The organism is Paludifilum halophilum, from assembly GCF_002245355.1.
Lineage (GTDB): Bacteria > Bacillota > Bacilli > Thermoactinomycetales > DSM-45169 > Paludifilum > Paludifilum halophilum.
In genome coordinates this window covers 555,859-579,359 of record NZ_NOWF01000001.1, presented here as the reverse complement: position 1 = coordinate 579,359, position 23,501 = coordinate 555,859, and the positions used below count along the sequence as shown (strand labels likewise).

Genomic DNA, 23,501 nt, shown 5'->3' with positions numbered 1-23,501 from the left:
TTACCGGGGCAGAAAAGGAGCCAGCCACTTTCCGATATAGGGAAGACGCCGGACATCCTCTTTGCGAATCAGAGACAACAGGATGAGGGAAGCCAAATACAGGACAAAACTGACGGAGGTGGACAACAGAACCCGGGGCAGAAGGGGGCTCTGGGAATGATGAAAAACCCAGTAGGCCGCTGTCCCCATACCGACTACTGCAATCGCCAGTTTGACGAGGTCTCGGGCGATCATGGTAAAGGGGACATAATGCAATACACTGATCCCGTGGAGAACTGTCACAATCACCATGCCGCAGTTAATAGCGATCACGACTCCGTCAATTCCCAGGGTAGGCTGAGAGCCGAGGATGAAAATCAGAGCGGTTTTGACCACGGCTCCGAAGATGGAGTTTCTCATGGCGTCTTTGGCCTTGTCCAAACCCTGGAGCACGGCGGACAAGGGTCCCTGCAGATAGAGAAAGACGGCAAAGGGGGCCATGATCTGAAGAAGCCGGGAAACTTCGATATTATGATAAAGGAGAGACGTAAACGGTACCGCCAGAATAAAGAGAATGACGGCGCAGGGTCCGCCTACGATCAGAGAGAGGCGTATCGCCTGATTGAGACGATGTTCCACCATGCGGTGCTGTTTTTTGGCTGCCGCTTCGGAGATAGCGGGAACCAGGGAGACGGATAGGGCATAGGTGATAAAAGCCGGAAAAGAGATCAAGGGGATAGCCATTCCCTCCAATTGGCCGTAAAGGGCGGTGGAAGTGGCGACAGAAATCCCGGCGATGGCCAGGCTCTGGGAGACGATGATCGGCTCCACGGCGTAAGAGAAGGAACCGACCATTCGGCTGGCCGTGACGGGGACAGCCAGGCGGACCATTCCTTGAGCCGTGCTGCGGAAACGGTCCCACAGCTCCCAGTGAAAAATTTCCCGGACCCGAAACCGGAGTGACGGGCGCTTTGGATCTTTTTTGTAGGAGTGTAAAAGAAACAGCATCCCCGCTAACTCCCCGATCACGATTCCGATCATTGCCCCCGCCGCCGCGAACTCCACACCATAGGGCAAAAGGTATCGGGCCAGTACGAGTACGGTAAAGATCCGTACTACTTGCTCGATGACCTGGGAAAAGGCGTAAGGGCTCATATGCTGGCGTCCCTGAAAATAACCGCGAAAGATGGATGAAACAGCGACAATGGGGATGATGGGGGCGATTCCCATCAGGGCGTAGACGGACCGCTCGTCGGTAAGCAGTGTCTTGGCGATCAACGGGGCCGTCAGGAGGACAAGGATCGTGAAAAGGGTGCTGGAGACAGTCACAATCAGTGTGGATACGATCAGAACGGAACGGATGCGCTGTTCGTCCCGGACAGCCTCTGCTTCCGACACCAGTTTGGAGATAGCGACCGGGAGTCCGGCCGTGGTTACCACAATAATAAAAATCAGAATCGGAAAAGCCATTTGAAAGAGCCCCATCCCCTCATCGCCGATCAAGCGGGATAAGGCGATCCGGTAGAAAAAACCGAGTACTTTGGTCACAAAGCCTGCACCGACGAGAACCAGGGTACCGTGTAAGAAGGTTTGCTTGGTCAACGGGAGGCCCCTTCCTTCAGCGAAGTGGTTGTGGTATCAACATATGCGCTTGTCCCTTTTTCTGATGACTAAAAGATCGATTGAATTTAAAGCAGGTATTCCAATCGGGGTGAAAGAAGTTATAATGAAAAAGAGTATAAAAAAATCGGATGAGGGACGGAAATCTCTGAGGAGGGAGATGGATTGGCGAAACAATCCCTGAAACCGGTCGGTCGATCCAGAAAAGCATCACCGGAGTTGCTGAGCGAATCGGATCTGATGCAGTGTATTGAAGACTTGTGCAATAGCAAGGCGGAGGAATTCCGCTATTACGGATACGAAAACGTCACCGGCGAACAGGTATGGGCCTGTGTCTCCGAGAATTATCGCCGGGGTTGGCCTCGTCTCAATCGACTGGTCAACGACATTTTGTCCCTAAAGGCGACCCGCTTCATGAATTGGCTGATGGTCAGCGTCTATAAAACCCCGGGAGAACGTTGACGTCCCGGGGTTTTTGTCGGCGGGCGGCATAAATTGACATGCCGATCGGGAGTTGGGATAATGGGACTGGTTGTCTCGGATACGAAGGAGGAGCGTCAGCATGAGGGTTCGCAAGGGAAGAATCGTTCTCTTTGCCTTGCTGGTGGTAGTCATCTTTTCCACCGTGGGCTTTACCAGCCAAAGCGTATGGGAGGATATAACGCTGGGGCTGGATTTGCAAGGCGGTTTTGAAGTGTTATATGAAGCGCAGCCTCTGGAAAAAGGACAGGATATCACATCAGGTGTAATGGCCAATGCCGCACAGGCGGTCAGTCAACGAATTGACGTCTTGGGGGTAAGGGAGCCGGAGATATCGATTGAAGGCGAGAACCGACTTCGCGTTTCTCTGGCCGGTGTGAAAGATCCGGAAAAGGCTCGTGAAATCCTGGGGAAACCCGCCGTACTCACTTTTCGGGACCCTTCCGGAGAGGAGAAACTGATGCGGGGGGCGGACTTGGTAGAAGGCGGTGCCAAGCAGGATTTCGATCAGAACGGTCAACCCGCTGTCACGGTCAAGTTTAAGGACGCCAAAAAGTTTCACCAATTAACCCAAGAATACATAGGGCAGCCGATGCCCATTTACTTGGACGACAACCAATTGAGCGCACCGGTGATCAACGAACCGATTCCCAACGGAGAAGCGATTATCTCGGGCAATTTCACCGTGGAAGAAGCGAAGGAACTGGCGGAACTTCTCAACGCCGGCTCGCTTCCCGTTAAACTGAAGGAGATTCACAGCAACGCAGTGGACGCCAGTCTCGGAGCAAAGTCGCTGCAGGAAAGCCTGGTGGCGGGTCTTTATGCCATCGGATTTATCTTCCTGTTCATGATCGGGTATTACCGACTGCCGGGGTTGGTGGCGGTAATCACTTTGGTCACCTACGGTTATCTGGTGCTTCTCACCTTTTCCCTCCTGGGAGTGACACTGACATTGCCGGGAATTGCGGCATTCATCCTGGGATTGGGAGTAGCGGTAGATGCCAATATCATCATGTATGAGCGGATCAAGGATGAAATTCGTCTCGGCAAAACCGTGCCTTCGGCGAACCGTTCCGGTTCCCGCCGGTCTTTTTTGACCATTTTCGACGCCAATGTCACGACGGTGATCGGCGCGGCTGTTCTGTTTTACTTCGGCACCTCCGGGGTTCGAGGATTTGCCGTCTCCTTGATCGTCGGAATCGTGGTCAGCTTTTTGACAGCGGTCGCCCTGTCACGCTTCCTGATGAACCTGTTGGTCCGGTCCAACTTGTTGAAGCGTCCAGGCTGGTTCGGTGTGAAGGAGGATGAGATCGGTGAATTATAAATTGGATTTCGTTAAACACCGCAAGATTTGGTTTCTCATCTCCGCCGCCGTCGTGTTGCTCTCCGCCGCTTCCCTGCTGATCCAGGGACTCAACCTGGGGATTGATTTCGTCAGCGGAACCCGGGTGGATATCAACATCGGAAAGGCTTATGATCGGCAAGAAGCCAACGCTCTTCTGGAAAAGTTGGGTTATGCCGATCCCAATACCCGGAAAGCCGGTTCTGAGGATGAGATGTTGATTTTCCGTACGTCTCAGGTCCTTCAACCGGACAAGGTAAACGAAATCCGGGACACATTCCGCAAGGAGTATGGAAAGCAGGTGGGTGTCAACGAACAGAAAGTCTCCCCGATCGTGGGGCGGGAGTTGGCGAGAAATGCCATGATTTCCGTTGCGATCGCTTCCCTTGGGATCATTCTGTACGTAACGATTCGGTTTGAATACCGTTTTGCCGTCGCCGCCGTGCTGGCCCTGTTATACGATGCGTTGTTTGTGATCTGTATCTTCTCTCTTTTCCGGGTGGAGGTGGATCTGGTCTTTATCGCGGCGATCCTGACCATTGTCGGTTATTCGGTTAACGATACCATCGTGATTTTTGACCGGATCCGGGAAAATCTGAAGGCTTATCGACCCAAAAGTTTTGAGGAATTGTCTCGAACGGTGAACGAAAGTATTCACCAGACGCTTATTCGTTCGATCAATACCGCATTGACGGTGATCTTTGCCGCCGCGGCTCTGTATTTTTTCGGTGGCGAGAGCATTCGCAATTTCTCCCTCGCTCTGCTGTTGGGTCTGTTTTCGGGAGCCTATTCTTCCATTTTCTTGGCGAGCCAGGTTTGGGTGGTATGGAAATGGCGGTCGATGGAACGGAGAAGAGAGCGATTGAAGGCGAATCCCGCTGAATAGAGAATGATAGATAGGTACAGTCTAAAATGAGATCGGCCGCGGGTTTCCCGCGGCTCGTCTTTTCGGAGGAAGGCTATGAATTCGGATCAACTGCACCAAGCAGAGACCGCCGCTTGGGTGGGAATTGCCGGTAATTTGTTGCTGGCGGTTATGAAAGGAGTTATCGGTCTAATGGCCAACAGCCGAGCTCTGGTGGCGGATGCGGTTCATTCCGCCTCCGATGTGGTCGGTTCCTTGGCCGTTCTCATCGGAATCCGGGTCGCCCGAACCCCGCCGGATGAGGATCATCCCTATGGACATGGGAAGGCGGAGTCCATCGCCGCTATTATCGTATCGGTACTGCTGGGCGTGGTCGGCTTGGAAATCGGGTACAGTTCAGTGGAAGCCTTTTTTACCGGGGTGAAAGTGCCCGGGTGGATGGCTGTACTCGCCGCCTTTGTGTCGATGCTGGCCAAGGAAGGAATGTTTCAGTACAAATACCGGCTGGGTAAACGGATCGGCAGTCAGGCAGTGGTCGCCAATGCCTGGGAACATCGATCCGATGTCTACTCATCTCTGGCCGCCCTGATCGGGATCGGGGGAGCGGTACTCGGCGACCTCTTCGGTATTTCCGCTCTGGTTTATTTGGATGCCGCCGCCGGTGTGTTCGTCTCTCTGTTGGTTTTGAAGATGGCTTACAGTCTGGCGAAGGAATCGATTCATTCGACATTGGACCATGTGCTTCATGAGGAGGACGCAGCGGAATTGGTGAAGGCGGCTGCCGGGGTGGCCGGTGTGCGGCGGGTGGACGAACTGCACGCTCGGGAGCATGGGTTTTATGTCATCGTCGATGTCAAGGTGGCGGTGGATCCGGACATTTCTGTAGCGGCGGGACATCGGATCGGCAAGCGGGTAAAAGAGACTTTGATTCATACTTATGACCATGTGTTGGGTGTACTGGTCCATGTCAATCCCGACTACGAAGAGAAGGATGAAGATGCCGAACAGGGAAGGGACGGATGATATCCCTTCCCTGTTACTGTTGGGAACGCTGATTATGCTATAATGAAAATCGGCAAAGCGAGGTGATCTTCCGCATGTTGCAATCGAAGATGCGGTGGGGAGCCGTCGATACGGATCCCTCCCGAAACCGGGATTTGGCGGACCAGTTGGGAGTGTCCCCTCTGATCGCCCAGCTGTTGATCAACCGGGGAATCGACGACCCGGAGAGAGCCCGTCGTTTTTTGCATGTCCGTGTTTCAGAGCTGTACGACCCGTTTCTGCTGGATGGTATGGAACAAGCGGTACAGCGGATTCGGCGGGCTTTGGAAAGTCGGGAAAAAATCCGGATCTACGGAGACTATGACGCTGATGGAGTAAGCAGTACCGGCCTGATCATAAAAACTTTTCGCCTCCTGGAAGCGAACGTTGACTATTACATACCGAACCGGTTCACCGAAGGTTACGGACTGAACCGGGAGGCTCTTACACAGGCGAAGGAATCCGGTGTTGACCTGGTCATTTCCGTCGATACCGGGATCAGCGCTGTCCAAGAAGCGGAGCACTGTCGGGAGCTGGGGCTGGATCTGATCATCACCGACCACCATGAACCCCCGGAGATCCTACCTGAAGCCTTGGCTGTAATCAATCCGAAAAAGCCGGGTTGCTCCTATCCCTTCGATATGTTGGCGGGAGTCGGTGTCGCTCTGAAACTGGCGCATGCGCTCCTGGGCAGAGTGCCGGAGGAACTGTTGGAAATAGCGGCTTTAGGTACCATCGCTGACCTGGTTCCCCTGGTGGATGAAAACCGGGTGATTGCTTCTCTGGGATTGGAACGGATGAACCGCAGACAACAGACCGGTCTGGCGGCACTGATGGAAGTGTCAGGGGTCGACGGAGAAGTGAGTGCGGGTCATGTCGGCTTTTCCCTCGGCCCCCGGATCAATGCCAGCGGGCGGTTGGACTCGGCGGTCCGTGCCGTGGACCTCCTTTTAACCGAGGATGAGGATGAAGCCCGGATGATCGCTGAAGAATTGGATCGGATGAACCGGGAGCGGCAGAAATTGGTGGAAAACATTGCCGAAGAAGCCTCGGCGATGGTGGAGGCCGATCCTGAAGCCCATCGCCGATTTATCGTTGTAGCGGCTCCCGGATGGAACGTGGGTGTTATCGGGATCGTCGCCTCCCGCCTGGTGGAGAAGTACTACCGGCCCACGATCGTGCTGGGAATCGATGAGGAGACGGGGATGGCCAAAGGATCCGCCCGGAGCATCGACGGGTTGGATATGTATCAGGCTCTCACCCGGTGTGCCGATCTGCTTCCTCATTTCGGCGGGCACCGGATGGCGGCAGGAATGAGTCTGCCTGAGGAAAATCTTCAGGAACTGCATCGTCGGCTGGATGAGTTGGCGAAGGAGTGGTTGAGGGAAGAGGATTATATCCCTTTGTCCCGGGTCGATGCGGAGTTGACCTTGGATGAGGTCCAGCTTGATCTGATCGAGGAATTGGACCGGCTGGCTCCCTACGGTGTGGGAAACCCGACACCGCGCTTCCGGGTGAGCGGGGCCGCACTGAGCAAGTTGCAACGAATCGGTCGGGACAAAAACCATCTGAAACTAAAGCTGGAAGATGACGGGCATTATTTGGACGCAATCGGTTTTCGACAGGGAGAATTGGCCGAGGAAATCGCTCCGGCGGCCCGCTTGGAGTTACTGGGTGAATTGGCCGTCAACGAATGGAACAACCGACGGGCTCCGCAATTGCTGATCCGCGACATTTGTGTGCCCCATGTACAGATTTTCGATTGGCGAAGCAACCGGGATAAAAGCAGCCGCTTCCGGCGCTTAGCCGATGGTGAAACGCTCTTTCTCATTTCCGGGGAACGGGATCCCGCCGGTTTTTGGACGGAAAAAAAAGCTTTGTTTCGACGCTGGCCGGAGGTGGAGTCCCCGCTGAATCCGGAATCCGTCCGTCGAATGGTCCTGGTTGATCTTCCCGCTTCCGAGGAGCTTTTCCGATGGTGGTTGCAAAGGTGTTCCTGTGTGGAACGGATCTATTTCGCATTCGGAGATGCTGAATTGGAGGGAGGGTTATCCCGGACTCCCGACCGGGACCAGTTTAAGCGGCTCTATAGCTGTTTGTTGGGTTGCAAGGGTATGGATCCGCAGAGGGATCTGGCAAAAGTGTCGCGTTGGACCGGTCTGTCCCAACGATGGATTCAATTTATGCTCGAAGTGTTCAGGGAACTGGGTTTTGTCACCGCGAACGGGGGCAGACTGGAGATTGTTGCCGAAGCGGAAAAACGTCCTCTTTCGGAATCCCGTCTGCTCCGTACCCAACGGGATCGGGAACAATTGCAGCAGGTGTTTGTGTACTCTTCATACCGGGATTTGTGCACTTATGTTTCTTCGGTCATTTCATCCGAATTGAATTTAGGAGGAGCGGCAGAATGGACTTTAAAGAAAAAATCAGGGTAATTCAGGACTTCCCTCAACCGGGAGTGCGATTTAAGGATGTCACCACTCTCTTGAAGGACGGCCGGGCCTTTCATGCCGCCATCGACACGATGGCGGAACAGGTCAAGGATAAAGAGATCGATTTGATCGTCGGACCCGAAGCGCGAGGCTTCGTTGTCGGAACCCCCTTGGCCTATGCTCTCGGCATTGGTTTTATCCCGGTGCGCAAGGCAGGCAAGTTACCCGCTGAAACCGTGGAAGCGGGTTATACGCTGGAGTATGGAAAGGATCGTCTGGCGATCCACAAGGATGCGATCCATCCGGGTCAAAGGGTGATGGTAGTGGATGATTTGCTCGCTACCGGGGGAACCATCCGGACGACGTTGGATCTGGTGCGACAGCTCCAAGGGGAAGTGGTTGGAGCGGCTTTTGTGATCGAATTGACTTACCTGAACGGCAGAGATCAGCTGAAAGATTTGGATGATATCTTTACACTGGTTCAATACTGAGGGCAATCGGGAAAGCCGAGGCGTTGAAGCTTCGGCTTTTTTTCTTGGTGAGGCTCTTTGAAATTCGACAGAAAAATAAACCTTGATCGAAATGGATGAATGGGAGGATCGCGGAAGTTTATACAGAATACTTCATATAAAGAGAATGCCATGGTCTCAGGACTCGAGATGTCGGTCGGATGAACCCTCTTGTAAAGGGATCCTCTTGCGGGAAAGGGAAGGAGGTTGGTCCGTTGTGGAGTCGATGAAGAATCAACACTACGAAGATTTTTTGCCGGAGGATGTAGAAAATCTGGAAGAGCCTGAACCGGGTTTCGCTATGACGGGTTTGGGATTGTGGATGGCGCTGGTAATCAGTTATGCTGTATTGCTCAAGCTGGGTCTGATCAGCGGATTGTAAAAGTGACCGAATCACCTGTAAACAATTGAATCGGTGATAAGATAAAGTGTCCGGTCCCGCGTGCCGGATCCTTTTTGTGAGGGGAAACCTGAAAAGAGAGGTGGTTGAAATGGCCGACGGTACGTTGCCTCCCGTTGTTCAATTTGTGGGATTTTCCGGCGTCGGGAAAACGACATTGATCGCCGGGGTGATTGCCCAGCTGTCCACCCGGGGATTGGAGGTAGGAACGATCAAACATCATTCCAAATCGTTGGAAATGGATCAACCGGGGAAGGATACCTGGCGGCATCGGGAAAGCGGAGCGCGAATCGTTTCCATCACCGCCGAGAATCAATCGGCGGTGATTTATCGGGAACCGGCGACGTTGGAGCAGTTGTTGACCCACTACCAAGGAATGGACGGAGTTTTGGTGGAAGGATACAAAAAGAAGCCGTACCCGAAATTGGTGTTGATCCGTGAGTCTGCGGAATGGCCGTTGCTTCGGGAGCTTTCCAACATCCGGGCTGTGGTGAGTCGGGATCGGATTGAGGGAATCGGTTATACCTGCTACCATCATGAAGATGTGAAAGGGGTGGCGTGTGAAGTTTTTCGCCTTTTCTCAGATTCTCCGTCTTTGTAACAGTCTTTCTTCTTGATGTTTGTTCAGAAGTTCTGTAACGTTTCACCCCTTTAGTGCCTGTTAGTGAAAGATGATTTGGAGTTTTGCTACAATGTGTTTAAACGTGTTGTACTCCGTTTGAAAAGACAGCACTTGAGGGGGAGGTTTCATGCCTTTTTATCATCGATTGGGAAAGATTCCGCATAAACGGCATATCCAGTTTAAAAAAGAGGATGGCACCCTGTATCGGGAAGAGGTAATGGGGACGAAAGGTTTTTCCGGAATTGAATCGATCCTTTATCACCATTATCCTCCTACGCAAGTCAGCCGGGTGGAAAAAGTGCGGGATTGGAAGGCTTCTCTGGAAGAACCGGGACCCAATCGTCATCGCCATTTGCAGACTTTTCAGGCCCCGGCGGGGAAAGATCCCATCGATGGTCGGGTTCATCTGTTGGTGAACGAGGATGTCGCCCTCGGTGTCGCCAATCCTGTGGAACCGATGGATTATTTCTTCCGCAACAGTGACGGGGATGAGATTTTATTCGTCCATGAAGGGGAAGGGGAGCTGCAAACCGTCTTCGGGACCCTTTCTTACCGACCCGGGGATTATATCGTGATCCCGGTAGGGACGACCTACCGGATTGAAATGAAGAGCGAGCGAACCCGATTTTTGATTATCGAATCCTACGGAGAGATCACTCCGCCGAAACGGTATCGGAATGAGTTCGGTCAATTGATGGAACACAGTCCTTATTGCGAGCGTGATATTCGAGTACCGGAACGTCTGGACACGCGGGTGGAGGAAGGGGCTTTCGAAGTCAGGGTGAAGGCCCGCGATCAGTTAAACGCTTATACCTACGACTTCCACCCTTTTGATGTGGTTGGTTGGGACGGATATTTGTACCCTTGGATTTTTAATGTGGATGATTTTGAACCGATTACAGGCAGGATCCATCAACCGCCGCCGGTTCACCAGACTTTTGCCGGACCCAATTTCGTCGTTTGCTCTTTCGTCCCTCGGCTCTATGACTACCATCCGGAGTCGATTCCGGCCCCTTACTATCACAGCAATGTTGACAGTGACGAAGTGTTATATTATGTCGACGGGAATTTCATGAGCCGCAAAGGGGTGCGGGAAGGTTCCATCACCCTCCATCCCAGCGGTTTGCCCCACGGGCCCCATCCGGGCAAGGCGGAGGCCAGCATCGGAAAGAAGGGGACGGAGGAGTTGGCGGTGATGGTGGATACCTTCCGTCCTCTTCATGTCACCCAGGCGGCTTTGGAAATGGAGGACCCCGACTATATCTACAGTTGGTTACCGTCGAAATCCTAGAAGCGTTGTGAAAAAGTCCCCTGTTCGGGAGGGTGGGGTTCCACACGGAGTGCCTTTGGCTCGTCAGAACAACGAAACGGAGTGTGGACCCCCACCCCGGCCCACCAAGGACGTGCTCAATCACAAGGCTTCTAGCAGATCAGCTGGATCAAAGACAACTTAGCCAAAGGATGATTCATTTGCAAATCGACCCTAGGGATCAAGCGAAAAAAGCCAACTACAAGTTGCTGATCGGCGGGGTTCTCCCGCGACCGATCGCATTCGTAACATCGATGGATAAAAACGGGGTTGTCAATGCGGCCCCTTTCAGTTTTTTTACGGTGGTCAGTGTGGATCCGCCGATGCTTAGTGTCAGTTGTATGCGAAAGCCCGGCGGAGTGCCGAAGGATACCGCCCGCAACATTGCGGAAACGAAGGAATATGTCGTTCATGTGGTGGATGGGGATAATGTCTCCATGGTCAACCAAACGTCTACGGAGTTCCCCCCTGATGTAAGCGAGGCGGAGGCGGTCGGTTTCGATTTGGCGGACAGTGTCCATGTCCACCCCCCGCGCATTGTTCAATCGAAGGTCCAGATGGAGTGCCGGCTGCGGCAGATCCTGCCTATGGGCGGTACGCCGGAATCTCCGGATGCCGATGTGATCATCGGGGAAGTGGTCCTGTTTCATGTCGAGGATGCATTATACGAAAGCGGCCGGATCGATACCGTCGGCCTGAATCCTGTGGGGCGCCTGGCGGGAACGGCCTACGGCAAACTGGGAGAAACCTTTTCCATGCCCCGGTTGAGCTTGGACGAGTGGAAGGAGAAAAAGGAAAAAGGCAAGTTTTGAAACTCAGCCCCCCTGAAATGGTGTCAGGGGGGGATTTGTGTGGAATCAAATCGGCTGAGTCCTTTTTGATCACAAAGATCGAACCCGTTCCGGAGGGGTGCATGTTCTGTTCGCCTTTGTGGATCACCCGGAGGTGAAGCAGGCGCCGGATTGGGGGGGAATGAATATCTTTATGATCGGGAGGAACTTCAGAGTTATTACGGAGATTGGGAAACATTGGACAGCTACGAGTTTATTTTCGATGGTTCTTCCAGCGGCATTCCCCACCGACACGCGGCCAGAGTCCTGATCGCCCGGAAACCCGGGTTTGGAGACAAAGCTCCTCGGTTGATGTAGAAGATCCCGGTTAAACGTTACGAATCCCCCTTCAAGCAACTTTAAACGGATTTTTATATTGACACTGACCCTCCTCATAAGGTTAGATAGGAATACCTTCTATTCGATGAAGTTAACAAAAAAGCAAAAAAATGGAGGGTTGGTATCATGGAGATGAAACATGAAATCGGTGCACTGATTTTACGTGTGGTTTTAGGGGTTATCTTTCTAGTACATGGTGTCGTTAAATTCCAGGATGGAATCGAGAATACAGCAGGTTGGTTTAGTAGCATCGGTTTGCCGGGGTTTATGGCGTATGCAGTCGCCTTACTTGAAACCATTGGCGGAGTTGCTTTAATCGTTGGCCTCGGAATACGGATTTTTTCCGTGTTATTTGCTTTGTTAATGGCTGGGGCGATTTTGAAGGTAAAGCTGGCGGCCGGCTTTTTAGGCAATGGTCAACAAACAGGCTATGAGTTTGATCTGGCTTTGTTAGCCATGACTGTATACCTGGCTCTTAATGGAAACAAACTGTATTCTCTCGATCAATGGATTTCCAAGCGTAAAGCTGGGAACGGAAATGTCTAGTGCCCCATCGGGTAACCAAGTTGGGAGGGCGGTAGACCGGCGTAGATCCTTTACACTCAGGGGAGTACAAGTCTCGCTAAGGTCGCTCCGCTCCCCGGTCTCCCTATGCGTTTTTTGCAAGAGATCGGAGACGGCTTGCCAGCCCGACCACCCCCAGCAAGGGATCAAAGTTGCCTGAAGGGGCAGTAGGAATCAAGCGGGAATAAAAAAATGGAGCGACCCGGTGATCGGGCGCTCCATTTTTTATATGCCAAGACGGTTCCTACAAAGCGGTTTTCGTCGTGTGAAGAAGACCGTTTGTTCAGGCTGTCCTTACCCGGTCGACCCCGCCCAATATCCGAGCCAAGCCAGCGGAATTCCTGCTCCATAGGTGATCCCCAGATAGAGAAGCATGGGCGTCCATTCATTTTCCTGTTTCAGGAGGATGGCTTCCCGGTTGAGAGTGGAAAAGGTCGTAAAAGATCCCATGAATCCGGTTCCGGCAAACAACAGGAAGTTCGGGGGAGCGGCTGAACCGATGATCCACCCGAGGCAAAGGGAACCCATCCCATTTACAGTGAACGTTCCCCAGGGAAGCCTCCCTTTCCGGAATGGTATCCGCCGGCTCACCGCATAACGGGCTACAGCTCCCAGGAATCCACCGATAGCGACCCACAGAATGGAAAGGGTCATAGGCGATTCACCCCGCTCTCTTCGCTTGGATACGGCCGATTCGTCCGCCGGCCCAGGCGAGAAATAGTCCGCCCCAAAGGCTGAGCAGGAGATAAATCGCCGCCATCTCCGGGTTTCCGCTTTGAAGGAGCTGTACCGTTTCCACACTGAATGTGGAGAATGTCGTGAAAGACCCGATCAGTCCCGTACCGATGGCGGTGCGCCATACCGATGAAAGACCGGAAAACACCCGCGTTTGAAACCATCCGAGAGCGAAACAGCCGATCCCGTTGGCGATCCAAGTGCCGAAGGGAAAGGTAACTTCGTGCACTGGACGGTCGGGGAGAAACAGGAGGCCGATGGCATATCGGAGCAAAGCGCCGACCATTCCGGCGACACCGACAGCCAGGTAGTTCATGATCTCTCCCTCATTTGTCGAAAAGAGTGAAAGAATCGCGATTGTACGGCTTTCAGTCTAGCCGACCCTCCATTTGAAGTCAACCGGCTCCTAACAAGGGAGAAAGTTTTCCGATCTTTTCGTGATAAAAGCCTTGTCATCGGGTCTGTATGCGTGTATTATATAACACAACAGAAAAATGAATAAACTGTTATATTACAAATTAAAACAGTCCTTCCGCTTGCAAGAGGCGGCAGGTGAAATTTCCGAGATCAGGAGATGAGAACCATGGAGATGCCGAATCAAAACAGTCTGCGCTATCGCGGGGTGTATACCAAGGTTCCCAATGATCCGTCCCGTTGGAGAAGGTGGGAAGAGATGGGCCGCGTTTTGTTGGAGGATTATAGGAGAAAAAACGGAGGCGAACTGCCGCATCAGATCGTATGTCGTGAGGGGGAGCGGGAATTTCCCCGCTGTTTTCAGATGTTGCAAAAGGGTGGAACCCTCACTCTGCAAGGAGATTTAAACGGGGCGCATTTCACGTTTGTCGGAAAAGAGGGGCAGCGAACCCCCTGGGAGATGTTGAATCGGGCGGGATTTAGCCGGGGAGAATCGCTTCTGATCTTTTACGGTGTTCGAGAAGGTTTGGAGGATCCGGTCGGAGAGGAAATGATCGAGACGGGACTGCAATCCGGCGGGCGGTTGGTGGTAGCCACCTATAATGATAAACAAAAACACTGCATCGATTCCCGGTGGGGAGGAGCGATCACAGGAGCCATCAGCTTGGAGGAGGTCCACCGGAACGGGAACCGGTTTGACTGGCCGCCGGCGATGCCTTATCTCCCGGATCCCGATGTCAAGAAGGAAGAGTTTCGGGAGGCGGTTCGGTTATTTCAGGAAAGGACGGTCCAACCCTTTGTTGCCGCTTTGCACGGTGTTCTGGAGGGAGTAGGAGACTCTCACGCCGGAAGATTTGATGTGGTGCTGGATCGGGCGGGTCACGATTCATTGGCGGTGAGCGCTTCCCTGGTACGACCGCAGACCGGACGAGTGGTTTATTGCGAGGATATGGGCGGAAGGCGATACAGTTTTTACGCGCCTGATGTTTGGTTGGATCGGCGCAGGATCGAGATGCCGGAGGCGACGATCGTCGGAAGGGGGAACGGATCCGCTCGAGGTGGTTTTCGGCGAATCGGATAAAATAGGTTCAACCGGTCTGGGATCCCCGGAGACGATTCCAGATCGGTTTTTTGTTGATTCAAAATTTTTTAACATAATCGACGAGAATCGGCAAAAAATTCGTTCCGATCTTGATACGATAAACATATCAAGGTTGAGGAGGGGTGAGTGTGAAGGTGATCGAGTCGGTTCGGCGGATGGCGGTTTTTCTGATCATCCTTGCCTTGGCGGCGGCGGGAATTCAAATGCCGGCGGGAGCATCCGCCGATACCGATCCGGACGAGCTCCTGGAACGAACCCTGCGTCACTATGTGGAGGACTTGAAGGAAGATCCCGGTACAAAAGGAATGGCTGTCGGATATGAAGTCGCTTCTCTGGAAGATGATCGAGTCTTGGCATCCTATCACGGACAGAAGACCTTTGTTCCGGATGCGGTCTCCGGGCTGTGGGTGAGTGCGGCGGCTATGGAGTATCTTCCTGCCGATTTGCGGTTGTCGACGGAGCTTTATCTCGATGGGTCTGTCACTCCGGGAGGTGTTTTGGAAGGGGATGTGTCTGTCAAAGGATACGGGGATCCGGCGTTGACGGTACGAAGGTTGAAAAGGCTGGCGCGAGCCGTGGCCGATCGGGGAATTCGGCGCGTTTCCGGCGATCTGATCGTGGATGACTCTTATTTTGATCGCTCCCGCCTGGGGATCAGTTGGATGTGGGATCAGGAACCCTATCCTTCCAGCGCTCAAAATGGAGCTTTATCCGTCAACGGAAATACGGTGACGGTGAAAGTGACCCCCGGTGCTCGGAAAGAAGAGCCCAGGGTGACTGTTTTTCCGGCACCGGATTATGTAGAAGTGGAAAACCGGGCCCGTACAGTGGCGGGGAAATCCGAAGCGATGGAGGTGACCCGAACCCGGGCTGAAAACAAAATCCGGGTTACGGGAACGATCGGTGCGGATCATCCGGGTATCAGTCGGCAACGGACGATTGATGATCCGGGGCGTTTTACGGGAGTTGTACTGAAGGTGTTGTTGGAGGAAGAGGGGGTTTGCTTTCATCCCCGGTCACGGGTGGTTTCCGGAAAAGTGGATGAACAGGCGAAACGCGTCGCCTCCTCATCTTCACCAAAAGTGGACAAGCTGTTGCGTCACATGGTGAAGCGGGAGGATCATCTATATGGCGAAATGTTGCTCAAGCAGCTGGGTGCCCGGATCGGCAGAGAAGGGAGCGATGATGAGGGAATTGACGTTCTGCGTTCGTTTGCCCGGGAACGGGTTGGTGTGGACGAAACATTTCGTCCCAAGGATGGATCCGGTTATTCCCGAATGAGCGTCATGTCCCCTCATCAACTGGTCGGTCTGTTGGCTGAGATGGATGAAAGCAGTGAGAAGGAGCGTTTCTTTTCCTTGTTCCATACCGCAGGAGAGGAGGGTCCGCTTAAGGAACGGATGAAAGGGACTCCCGCCGTAAACAACCTGCGGGGGGTGAGTGGCTCCGCCAAAGGAGTGAGTAGTCTGACGGGAACGGTGAAAAGCCGATCCGGTGAACGGCTCGCTTTCTCTGTCATGGTCAACGGAGCGGAGGAACAGAGACAGGCAAAGGCTTTGGAAGACCGTATCGGAGCGGCGTTGGCCTCCTATCCGGAACTGCCGGATCCCGGCAGTCCGCCGGAGAAAAAGAAGTACCCCCTTTCGGACAAGCTGGATCCGATTCTGAACGATCCCGCATTCCGGGGGATTTTACACGGAATGGTGGTTCGTTCGGCGGAGACCGGTGAGGCGCTGTATGAGAGAAACCCCTATGCGCGGATGACGCCGGCCTCCAACACGAAGCTGTTCACTTCCAGTACGGCTCTTAACGCTCTGGGGCCGGATTATCGATTTGAAACGGATATCTACCTGACCGGGCCGGTTCACGGGGGTGTCTTGATGGGGGATGTGGTCATCGAGGGTCACGGAGACCCGACTTTGGCCACAGAAGGCTCTTTGCAGGTCCAAGAGGGTCCCACGATTGAAAAGATAGCAAAGGATCTGAAACAGCACGGTATCCGCAAGATCCGAGGGGACATCCGCGTGGATGCTTCCGATTTTTCCGATGCTGTTTACGGTGAGGGGTGGGCCTGGGACAACGAAAGTGACTATTACCAGCCGCAGATTACCGCCTTGTCCGTCAACCGGGGAACCGTCCGCTTCGATTATCTTCCCGGCGAGAAAGTGGGGGATCCGATCCGTTTGTCGCTGACACCGAAAACGGATTATGTCCAAGTGATCGATGAGGTGGTGACAGGTCCCGCCGGCTCCAAAAACACCGTGAAAATCCGAAGGGATCGCGGGACCAACACAATCCGGCTGACAGGGAGCCTTCCTCTGGACTTCAAAGGAGACTACACTCGGGTACCTGTGGAGGATCCCCATCGGTATACTGGAACGGTCCTGAAAGAGGCGTTGGAGAAAGAAGGTGTCCGCTGGATCTCCGGAGAGGTCCGGGAGGGTCGGGCTCCCCCGGGCAAGGAAGCATTCAGGACGTATCGGTCGGAGCCTTTATCTGAAGCGGTACGGTACCTGAACAAAGTGAGTGACAACTTTTATGCGGAAATGATCTTGAAAACCGTTGGAGTGGAGATCGGAGACAAGGGAACCGCAGAACGGGGATTGGCGGAAGTCAACCGCTATATGCGCCGGATCGGTTTGCCGGGTCCGTATCGGATGAGGGACGGTTCCGGGTTGACTCGGTATAATCAGTTCAGTCCGGATCAGTTGGCTTTCTTGTTGGCAGAACAGAGGGATGAATCCCACTTTAAAGCCTTTTATGAATCTCTGCCTATCGCCGGTGTGGACGGCGCTCTGCGATACCGGATGAAAGACAGCGCCGCTGAGGGAAACCTGCGGGGCAAGACCGGCTCCCTGACTCATGTCAGCTCCTTGTCCGGGTATGTACGGAACCGGGACGGCGAATTACTGGTGTACTCCATCGTCATGAACGGTTACACCAAGGAATCAGAACGGGCCCTTCAAAACCGAATCGGTATCGCACTGGCGGAGTTTTCCCGATAAAAATCAAGGGGGAGAGGGAAATGAAGCGTTTGGTCATCCTGATCGCCGCTTGCGTCTTAGTGGCGGTTTCCGCCGTTCCCGTCCAGGGTCATGCCGGGGAAACAAAGGAGGAATTCCGAGCCTATTGGGTAGATGCGTTTCATGACGGATTTAAAACCCCGGAGCAAGTGGATCAGCTGATGGAAGACGTCCGACGGTCCAATGCCAACGCGGTCTTTGTACAGGTACGCCGACGGGGGGACGCATATTTCAACAAAGCGTTGGAACCCCGGACCGAGGACCCGGATCTGCAGACGGGATTTGACGCCTTGTCCTATTTGTTGGAGAAGGCTCATGAAGAATCGCCCCGGATTGAGGTTCATGCCTGGTTGGCCACCTTGCCGATCTGGAATTCGGCTACACCTCCCGCCGCCGAAAATCACGTATTCAACCAACATGGTCCCTCCGCAAAGGGGAGAGACTATTGGTTGATGGAACGGGCGGACGGAGTGGACCGACATGGTGCGGACTACGTATTGGATCCGGGTCACCCCGATGTGGTGGATTATACAGTGGACCAATATGTCAACGTGGTCCGGCAATATCCTGTTGACGGGGTTCATCTGGATCTCGTTCGATATATGGGACCCGAATGGGGTTATAACCCCACCAGTCTGGAACGTTATCGGATGCAGACCGGGGAGTCCGGCATTCCCGATCCCCAGGATGAAAAATGGAAGGCGTGGCGCCGAGAACAGGTGGATTATCTCATGCGTAAAGTGTATCTGGAATCGATTGCTGTTCGGCCGGAGGTCAAAGTATCGGCGGCGGTCATCGCCTGGGGACAAGGGCCTTCCACTTTAGAGGAATACCGGCAATCCGCTCCCTATACCCGAGTGATGCAGGACTGGAACGGTTGGTTGAAGGAAGGAATCATCGACTTGGCGGTGCCGATGAATTATGATCGGGAACATGTCCCGGAGCAGAAAAAATGGTACGACCAGTGGATCGAGTGGGAGAAGGATCACTCCTATGAACGTCACGTGGCGGCGGGTCCGGGTGTCTATCTTAATTCCGTCAGCGGAAGTCTGGCTCAAATCTCCCGGGCTCAAGCCCCGTCAGAAGAAGGGAACCGGCTGTCCGGCGTCAGCCTGTTCAGCTATGCGCAGACCAACAAGGACGGGGAACCGAGGGACTCTTTGATCCGGGCGCTGACAGAATCCAGCGAATATGGGGAGCCGGTGTTTCCCGAGCCGGCGATACCGCCAACGATGGGATGGAAAAAACATCCGGACAAAGGGCATCTGATGGGACGAGTGACGGATTCAGCAGGGACACCCTTGGATGGAGCGACAGTCGAGCTGAGGGGGAAAGGAAACCGTATCGATACGCTGAAAACAGATGGAAGCGGCTTTTTCGGAGTCGCCGATCTGCCTGCGGGTCATTATACCGTCAAAATGAAAAAGGGGCAGGGACATGGGCCCGCCCGATCGATTCGAGTCCAGTCGGGACAAGTGACTGAAGCCGACCTGCATGTGATCCGTCCCTGATAGTTGGTGGGGAAGCAGACCGATTTGAGGATCGTTTTTCTTCTTCATGAAAGGCGGATCTCCGCCTTTTTTTTGTTGCAAAAAAATTAAGGGTTAAAATAAAGGAAAAATTCTAAAATCTATCTTGATAGGAAAGTTTCATTCCGGTATACTAGATTCTGCGTATATATGTATATACAACTATACGTTAAAGGGGGGATGAAAACGATCCGTTCCATCCATGATCGGTACATGCCGCTGTGGTTTTTAATCGGATGACCGAATATTGAGAAAGGTGTGATTCGATTGTTTCCTTTCCTCAGCCATTCCCGTTTGATGACCAAAAGCGCTGCGCTGTGTTTGACCGCCTTGCTGATTTTCACGTTGGTTTCCGGTTTTCAACCCGTTCCCGTCAAAGCGGGAGACGCGGCGGGAAACACTTCTGATGCCGGCGAATCCCTTACAGTGCAAACGGATTCGGAACACAAAGTCATTGCCTATTATCCGGGTTGGGCAACCTATGACAGAGACTATCAGGTCGCTGATATCGACGCGAGTAAAGTCACCCATATTAATTACGCTTTCGCCAATATTTCCGGCGGGGAGGTCGTATTGGGCGATCCCTATGCCGATACAGACAAGTTCTTCCCCGGGGATTGCTGGGAACCCGGCTGTAAGCGGGGGAACTTCAATCAGCTGAACAAACTGAAACAGGAACACCCCCATTTGAAGACGTTGATCTCTGTGGGAGGCTGGACCTGGTCCGGCAACTTTTCCGATGTGGCCATGACGGAAGCTTCTCGGACCAAGTTTGCCGAGAGTGCGGTCGATTTCATCCGGGAGTGGGGATTCGACGGAGTGGATCTGGACTGGGAGTATCCGGTGGACGGCGGTTTGGAGCCGGGCCGGCCGGAAGACAAGCAAAACTTCACTCTCCTGATGAAAAAGATGAGAGAGACGCTGGATCAAGCGGGTGCAGAGGACGGCAAGGATTATCTGCTGACGATCGCTAGCGGGGCCAGCCCCGACTATGTCGAAAATACGGAATTGGACAAGGTGGAGGATGATCTCGATTGGATCAACATTATGACCTATGATTTCCACGGTGGTTGGGAAGATGAAAGCAACAACAACGCTCCCCTCTATCGAGATCCCGATGATCCTTCCTCCCACGCGGACAATTACTATGTGGACGCCGCGGTTCAAGGACATCTGGATGCAGGAGTACCCAAAGACAAGCTCGTCCTTGGGATGCCTTTCTACGGCCGGGGCTGGGACGGCTGTTCATCGAGCAACAACGGTCTGTATCAGTCATGCTCCGGACCCGCCCGAGAAGGAACCTGGGAAGATGGAGTGTTCGACTACGCCGATCTTGAGGAAAACTATATCAACAAAAACGGTTATACCCGCCACTGGAACGATGACGCCAAAGTCCCGTACCTGTACAATCCGGACACCCAAACTTTCATTACTTACGACGATGAGGAATCGATCGGGTATAAGACCGACTATATAAAATCCAAGGGATTGGCTGGAGCGATGTTCTGGGAGTTGGCTTCCGATCGGAACGGCACCCTCTTAAATCAAGTATACAACGACCTTCGATAAGGGACGATAGGAAGACGGCCCCGTTCGGGGTCGTCTTCTTTTGTTCAAAGGGCTTAGAATCGCTGGCGCACATGATCGTTTTGGTGCAGGTTCAACCTTCTGACCAAAAAGCGAAAGTCTGATATATTGGAAGAAACGATTCAAAGCAAAAATGACGAAGATGGGAGGAGCGAGCGATGCTGCTGACCGATCGGGAGAATCCCTTTTATTCCAAAGAGGATCGGAAACGGAGATTTGGCGAACGTTCCCGATCCAACCGGGAGATCCGGGATGATTTTGAGCGGGATTACGGCCGGATTATTCATAGTGCCGCTTTTCGAAGGCTGCAGGCCAAAAAGCAAGTGATTGGAACAGAGGTGGGGGATTTTCACAGGACTCGCCTGACCCATTCATTAGAAACGGCACAAATTGCCAGGGGAATCGCCCTTTCTCTCAACCACCGGTCAGAGAGGTTGCAGGAAGGGGCAAAGATCGATATTTCGTTGGTGGAAGCCGCCTCGCTGGCTCACGATCTGGGTCATCCACCCTTCGGGCACGAAGGGGAAAGAGCGCTTAATGGCTGTATGTTGGAGGAAGGGGGATTTGAGGGAAACGCTCATACGTTTCGCTTGTTAACCCGGTTGGAGGGAAAGAAGGGGGAGGGGTTGAATCTGACCCGCGGCCTGTTGATGGCGGTCCTCAAGTATCCCATTGTCTACGATGAGGAGTTGCTTCGGGATGCCGGTAGGCGGGGCTGGCCGCCGAAGGCCAGTATTTTCAACTGTGATCGGGAAACCTTTGAATGGGTTTTAGCCCCGCTGTCGGAGGAGGAACGAGCCTTTTATCTGGAACAGAAGGAACCGTCCCGACTGGATTGCCCACAGAGAACCTTAAATCTTTCCTTCGAGTGTTCCATCGTTGAGCTGGCTGACGATATCGCTTACGCCACTCATGATCTGGAGGATGCGATCAACCTCCAGTTAGTGGAATGTGAGGAACTGCAGGCGATCCTTACCCGGGGAGGATACGGGCGTTATGAGGAAGTCGAACGGGCGGCGGAAGTGACACGCTTTCTGAATCCCCGGAGGGAAGATTTCAAATCGGATCTGAAACAACTTTTTGCTTTTCTGATCTCTGCTTTCGTCAACCGCATTGAGATGATTCAAGTCGGAGAGACGTCCTTCCGAGACCGGTTAAAATATCGTGCGGTTCTGCCTGATGATTTGAAAGAGCTGAATGCCCGTTTAAAAGAAGTGGTGGAAAAAAGAGTGATTCACTCTCCCCAAGTGCGGGCGATGGGGTGGAGAGGTGAACGGGTGGTTCGCATGTTGTTCGACGCTTACCGAGAGGAAATGAAACTCCTTCCGGAAAATGATCGTAAAAAGATTGAACGGAACCCGGACAGCCGGCTGCGGGTGGTTTGCGATTATATCGCGGGGATGACGGATCCCTTCGCCCTTAAGATGTACGATCGCCTGTACGGTTCCGGGAGAGGGGTTTAGGGATAATCCGGCGGATTTTATCACACCCTATATCCCACAGGAGACATCGATCGAGGAGTTCGTAAAAGATGAACAAACTGACTTTGTTTCTCCGTCGGGGAGGACTCTGTTTTCTGGTCGCCCTCTGCGGATGGACACTTTCGGGGCTGCCGGTCCAAGCGGAGCCTTCCGGCGATTTTATTTTGAAAGGTACCATGCGTTATCTCGACATCCAGGGAGGATGTTGGGTGCTGGTGGACGAATCGGGGGAACGGTTTGAGTTAGTGGGGGATGCGGAGCAGTTGGCCCGGGTGCAGGTGGATGGACTAAAGGTTCGGGTGGTGGTGCGGAGGGCTTCGGACAGGGTGAGCCGTTGCATGATTGGACCGATTCTTTACCTTCAGCGCATTATCGAGACCGAACAAGCCCGTTCTGTCGAACCGGGATCACGTCCCACCAGTGACTCAACCACTTCTGTTATGGTTCCTTTTTCTTTTTCAGCAAATAAAACCAATTTCTATCAGACTTTTTCCCAGGTGATTCCCGCATGCTTTTCTGTTTGAAAATCTTCTTGAAGACCGTTTTCCGGGATGGTATATTGTATCTATAACCATCCGGGAAAAATTTAACATAATATACAGAAGATCATTGACAAATCCACTTCGTTTTTAATCGACAAAATCTACAACTGTTTCGGAAGGGATATTTTTCCGATTTGCTTTCAAATAGCAAAATTTGATGGAATTTTGCTTTTAACGGCATCGAAGATCTAACACTCTATCCTTTTACCTTCCTGGCCGTAAGAGAAATCCAGCGTAAATCCCGTTAAATTTTTTTGAAGTTTTTGTATCCGGAAGGTTGGGCGTCAGGCGGTTCCGCGGCATAGTCGGGTTGTTTGGTCTTGGAACGTGTTTCGTGAGAGAACGAAAAGGGTGGCAGGTGGTAGGAAGTGATCGTTGAAAACCGTCAGTACAGTGAGCTGAAGGAAATTTTGTCCTCCATCGATTGGAGTGTACAAGCTTTACTGCGGATCGAGGCCGAGGATAAAGGTGAAGTGCTGAAAGTCTGTTCTCGGGTTCAGGATCTTCAGGATGTGGTGCATCGTCGGGATCTGGCCAGGCGTTATCCTCATGTCCACGAGGTGGTCAGCTTTCTTTATCTGTGCTGTTTCAGCCTGCTCCACTTGCGGGGTGAATCCTTTTTCACTTACCGGGATGAAATGAAGCAACGGTACAAAACATTGCTCCGCTCTCTTTATTTTTTTCCCAACCAGTATTTCGCCGCCGAAACAAAAAGAATCAGCAATTTATAGCATGGCATGGAGGCCATGTTTTTGT

20 protein-coding genes and 1 pseudogene are annotated in these 23,501 nt (G+C 53.0%); 18 read left to right on the top strand and 3 right to left on the bottom strand.

Annotated features, from left to right (window positions below; genetic code table 11):
• Window positions 1-1,581, bottom strand: coding sequence for a stage V sporulation protein B (gene spoVB / locus CHM34_RS02695; RefSeq protein ID WP_094263002.1), 1,581 nt, complete (start codon window positions 1,579-1,581; stop codon window positions 1-3).
• Between the two features lie 183 nt (window positions 1,582-1,764).
• On the opposite strand from spoVB, the gene CHM34_RS02685 reads away from it, so the two are divergent.
• The 11 genes and pseudogenes from CHM34_RS02685 to CHM34_RS02635 all read left to right on the top strand — a co-directional run bounded on the left by CHM34_RS02685 (window position 1,765) and on the right by CHM34_RS02635 (window position 12,314).
• The gene (locus tag CHM34_RS02685; RefSeq protein WP_240511827.1) at window positions 1,765-2,061 is read left to right on the top strand and encodes a post-transcriptional regulator; all 297 of its coding nucleotides are present in this window, start codon (window positions 1,765-1,767) and stop codon (window positions 2,059-2,061) included.
• Window positions 2,062-2,161: 100 nt separating this feature from the next.
• Window positions 2,162-4,307 (top strand): annotated as a pseudogene (gene secD, locus CHM34_RS02680) (protein translocase subunit SecD).
• A gap of 75 nt (window positions 4,308-4,382) precedes the next feature.
• Entirely contained in the window at window positions 4,383-5,309 is a 927-nt protein-coding gene (locus CHM34_RS02675; protein ID WP_094263000.1) for a cation diffusion facilitator family transporter, read from the top strand.
• A gap of 74 nt (window positions 5,310-5,383) precedes the next feature.
• The gene (gene recJ, locus CHM34_RS02670) at window positions 5,384-7,762 is read left to right on the top strand and encodes a single-stranded-DNA-specific exonuclease RecJ (RefSeq protein ID WP_094262999.1); all 2,379 of its coding nucleotides are present in this window, start codon (window positions 5,384-5,386) and stop codon (window positions 7,760-7,762) included.
• Window positions 7,735-8,250 carry an adenine phosphoribosyltransferase gene (locus CHM34_RS02665; RefSeq protein WP_094262998.1) on the top strand — a complete coding sequence of 172 codons (516 nt, stop codon included), beginning with the start codon at window positions 7,735-7,737 and terminating at the stop codon, window positions 8,248-8,250. The genes recJ and CHM34_RS02665 overlap by 28 nt, the downstream gene beginning before the upstream one ends.
• A gap of 235 nt (window positions 8,251-8,485) precedes the next feature.
• Window positions 8,486-8,650 carry a hypothetical protein gene (locus CHM34_RS19170; RefSeq protein ID WP_169713549.1) on the top strand — a complete coding sequence of 55 codons (165 nt, stop codon included), beginning with the start codon at window positions 8,486-8,488 and terminating at the stop codon, window positions 8,648-8,650.
• Between the two features lie 109 nt (window positions 8,651-8,759).
• Window positions 8,760-9,269 (top strand): molybdopterin-guanine dinucleotide biosynthesis protein B, encoded by a 510-nt coding sequence (mobB, locus tag CHM34_RS02655; protein WP_094262996.1) that lies wholly within the window; start codon window positions 8,760-8,762, stop codon window positions 9,267-9,269.
• A gap of 148 nt (window positions 9,270-9,417) precedes the next feature.
• Window positions 9,418-10,581: a homogentisate 1,2-dioxygenase gene (locus CHM34_RS02650; protein WP_094262995.1), complete on the top strand. Its 1,164-nt coding sequence runs from the start codon at window positions 9,418-9,420 to the stop codon at window positions 10,579-10,581.
• Window positions 10,582-10,760: 179 nt separating this feature from the next.
• Window positions 10,761-11,411, top strand: coding sequence for a flavin reductase family protein (locus CHM34_RS02645; RefSeq protein WP_240511826.1), 651 nt, complete (start codon window positions 10,761-10,763; stop codon window positions 11,409-11,411).
• Between the two features lie 150 nt (window positions 11,412-11,561).
• Window positions 11,562-11,747 (top strand): hypothetical protein, encoded by a 186-nt coding sequence (locus tag CHM34_RS02640; RefSeq protein WP_206093734.1) that lies wholly within the window; start codon window positions 11,562-11,564, stop codon window positions 11,745-11,747.
• 147 nt (window positions 11,748-11,894) lie between these two features.
• Entirely contained in the window at window positions 11,895-12,314 is a 420-nt protein-coding gene (locus tag CHM34_RS02635; RefSeq protein WP_094262993.1) for a DoxX family protein, read from the top strand.
• A gap of 312 nt (window positions 12,315-12,626) precedes the next feature.
• Here the strand turns inward: CHM34_RS02635 and CHM34_RS02630 are convergent, their stop codons facing one another.
• The gene (locus CHM34_RS02630; RefSeq protein ID WP_094262992.1) at window positions 12,627-12,986 is read right to left on the bottom strand and encodes a fluoride efflux transporter FluC; all 360 of its coding nucleotides are present in this window, start codon (window positions 12,984-12,986) and stop codon (window positions 12,627-12,629) included.
• Between the two features lie 7 nt (window positions 12,987-12,993).
• Window positions 12,994-13,383: a fluoride efflux transporter CrcB gene (gene crcB, locus CHM34_RS02625; RefSeq protein WP_094262991.1), complete on the bottom strand. Its 390-nt coding sequence runs from the start codon at window positions 13,381-13,383 to the stop codon at window positions 12,994-12,996.
• 267 nt (window positions 13,384-13,650) lie between these two features.
• Here crcB and CHM34_RS02620 point away from each other — a divergent pair, with 267 nt between their 5' ends.
• The 7 genes from CHM34_RS02620 (at window position 13,651) to CHM34_RS02590 (ending at window position 23,476) form a co-directional block, all read left to right on the top strand.
• Entirely contained in the window at window positions 13,651-14,562 is a 912-nt protein-coding gene (locus CHM34_RS02620) for a hypothetical protein (protein WP_094262990.1), read from the top strand.
• A gap of 149 nt (window positions 14,563-14,711) precedes the next feature.
• Window positions 14,712-17,588: a D-alanyl-D-alanine carboxypeptidase/D-alanyl-D-alanine endopeptidase gene (gene dacB, locus CHM34_RS02615; protein WP_094262989.1), complete on the top strand. Its 2,877-nt coding sequence runs from the start codon at window positions 14,712-14,714 to the stop codon at window positions 17,586-17,588.
• 20 nt (window positions 17,589-17,608) lie between these two features.
• Window positions 17,609-19,117, top strand: coding sequence for a family 10 glycosylhydrolase (locus CHM34_RS02610; RefSeq protein ID WP_094262988.1), 1,509 nt, complete (start codon window positions 17,609-17,611; stop codon window positions 19,115-19,117).
• Window positions 19,118-19,432: 315 nt separating this feature from the next.
• A complete protein-coding gene (locus tag CHM34_RS02605) occupies window positions 19,433-20,704 on the top strand; it encodes a glycoside hydrolase family 18 protein (RefSeq protein ID WP_094263103.1) in 1,272 nt (423 codons plus the stop codon).
• Between the two features lie 176 nt (window positions 20,705-20,880).
• A complete protein-coding gene (locus CHM34_RS02600) occupies window positions 20,881-22,185 on the top strand; it encodes an anti-phage deoxyguanosine triphosphatase (RefSeq protein ID WP_094262987.1) in 1,305 nt (434 codons plus the stop codon).
• Window positions 22,186-22,253: 68 nt separating this feature from the next.
• Window positions 22,254-22,727, top strand: coding sequence for a hypothetical protein (locus CHM34_RS02595; protein WP_094262986.1), 474 nt, complete (start codon window positions 22,254-22,256; stop codon window positions 22,725-22,727).
• A gap of 386 nt (window positions 22,728-23,113) precedes the next feature.
• On the top strand, window positions 23,114-23,476 hold the full coding sequence (locus tag CHM34_RS02590) for a hypothetical protein (protein ID WP_094262985.1): 363 nt from the start codon (window positions 23,114-23,116) through the stop codon (window positions 23,474-23,476).
• Window positions 23,477-23,501 lie beyond the last annotated feature (25 nt).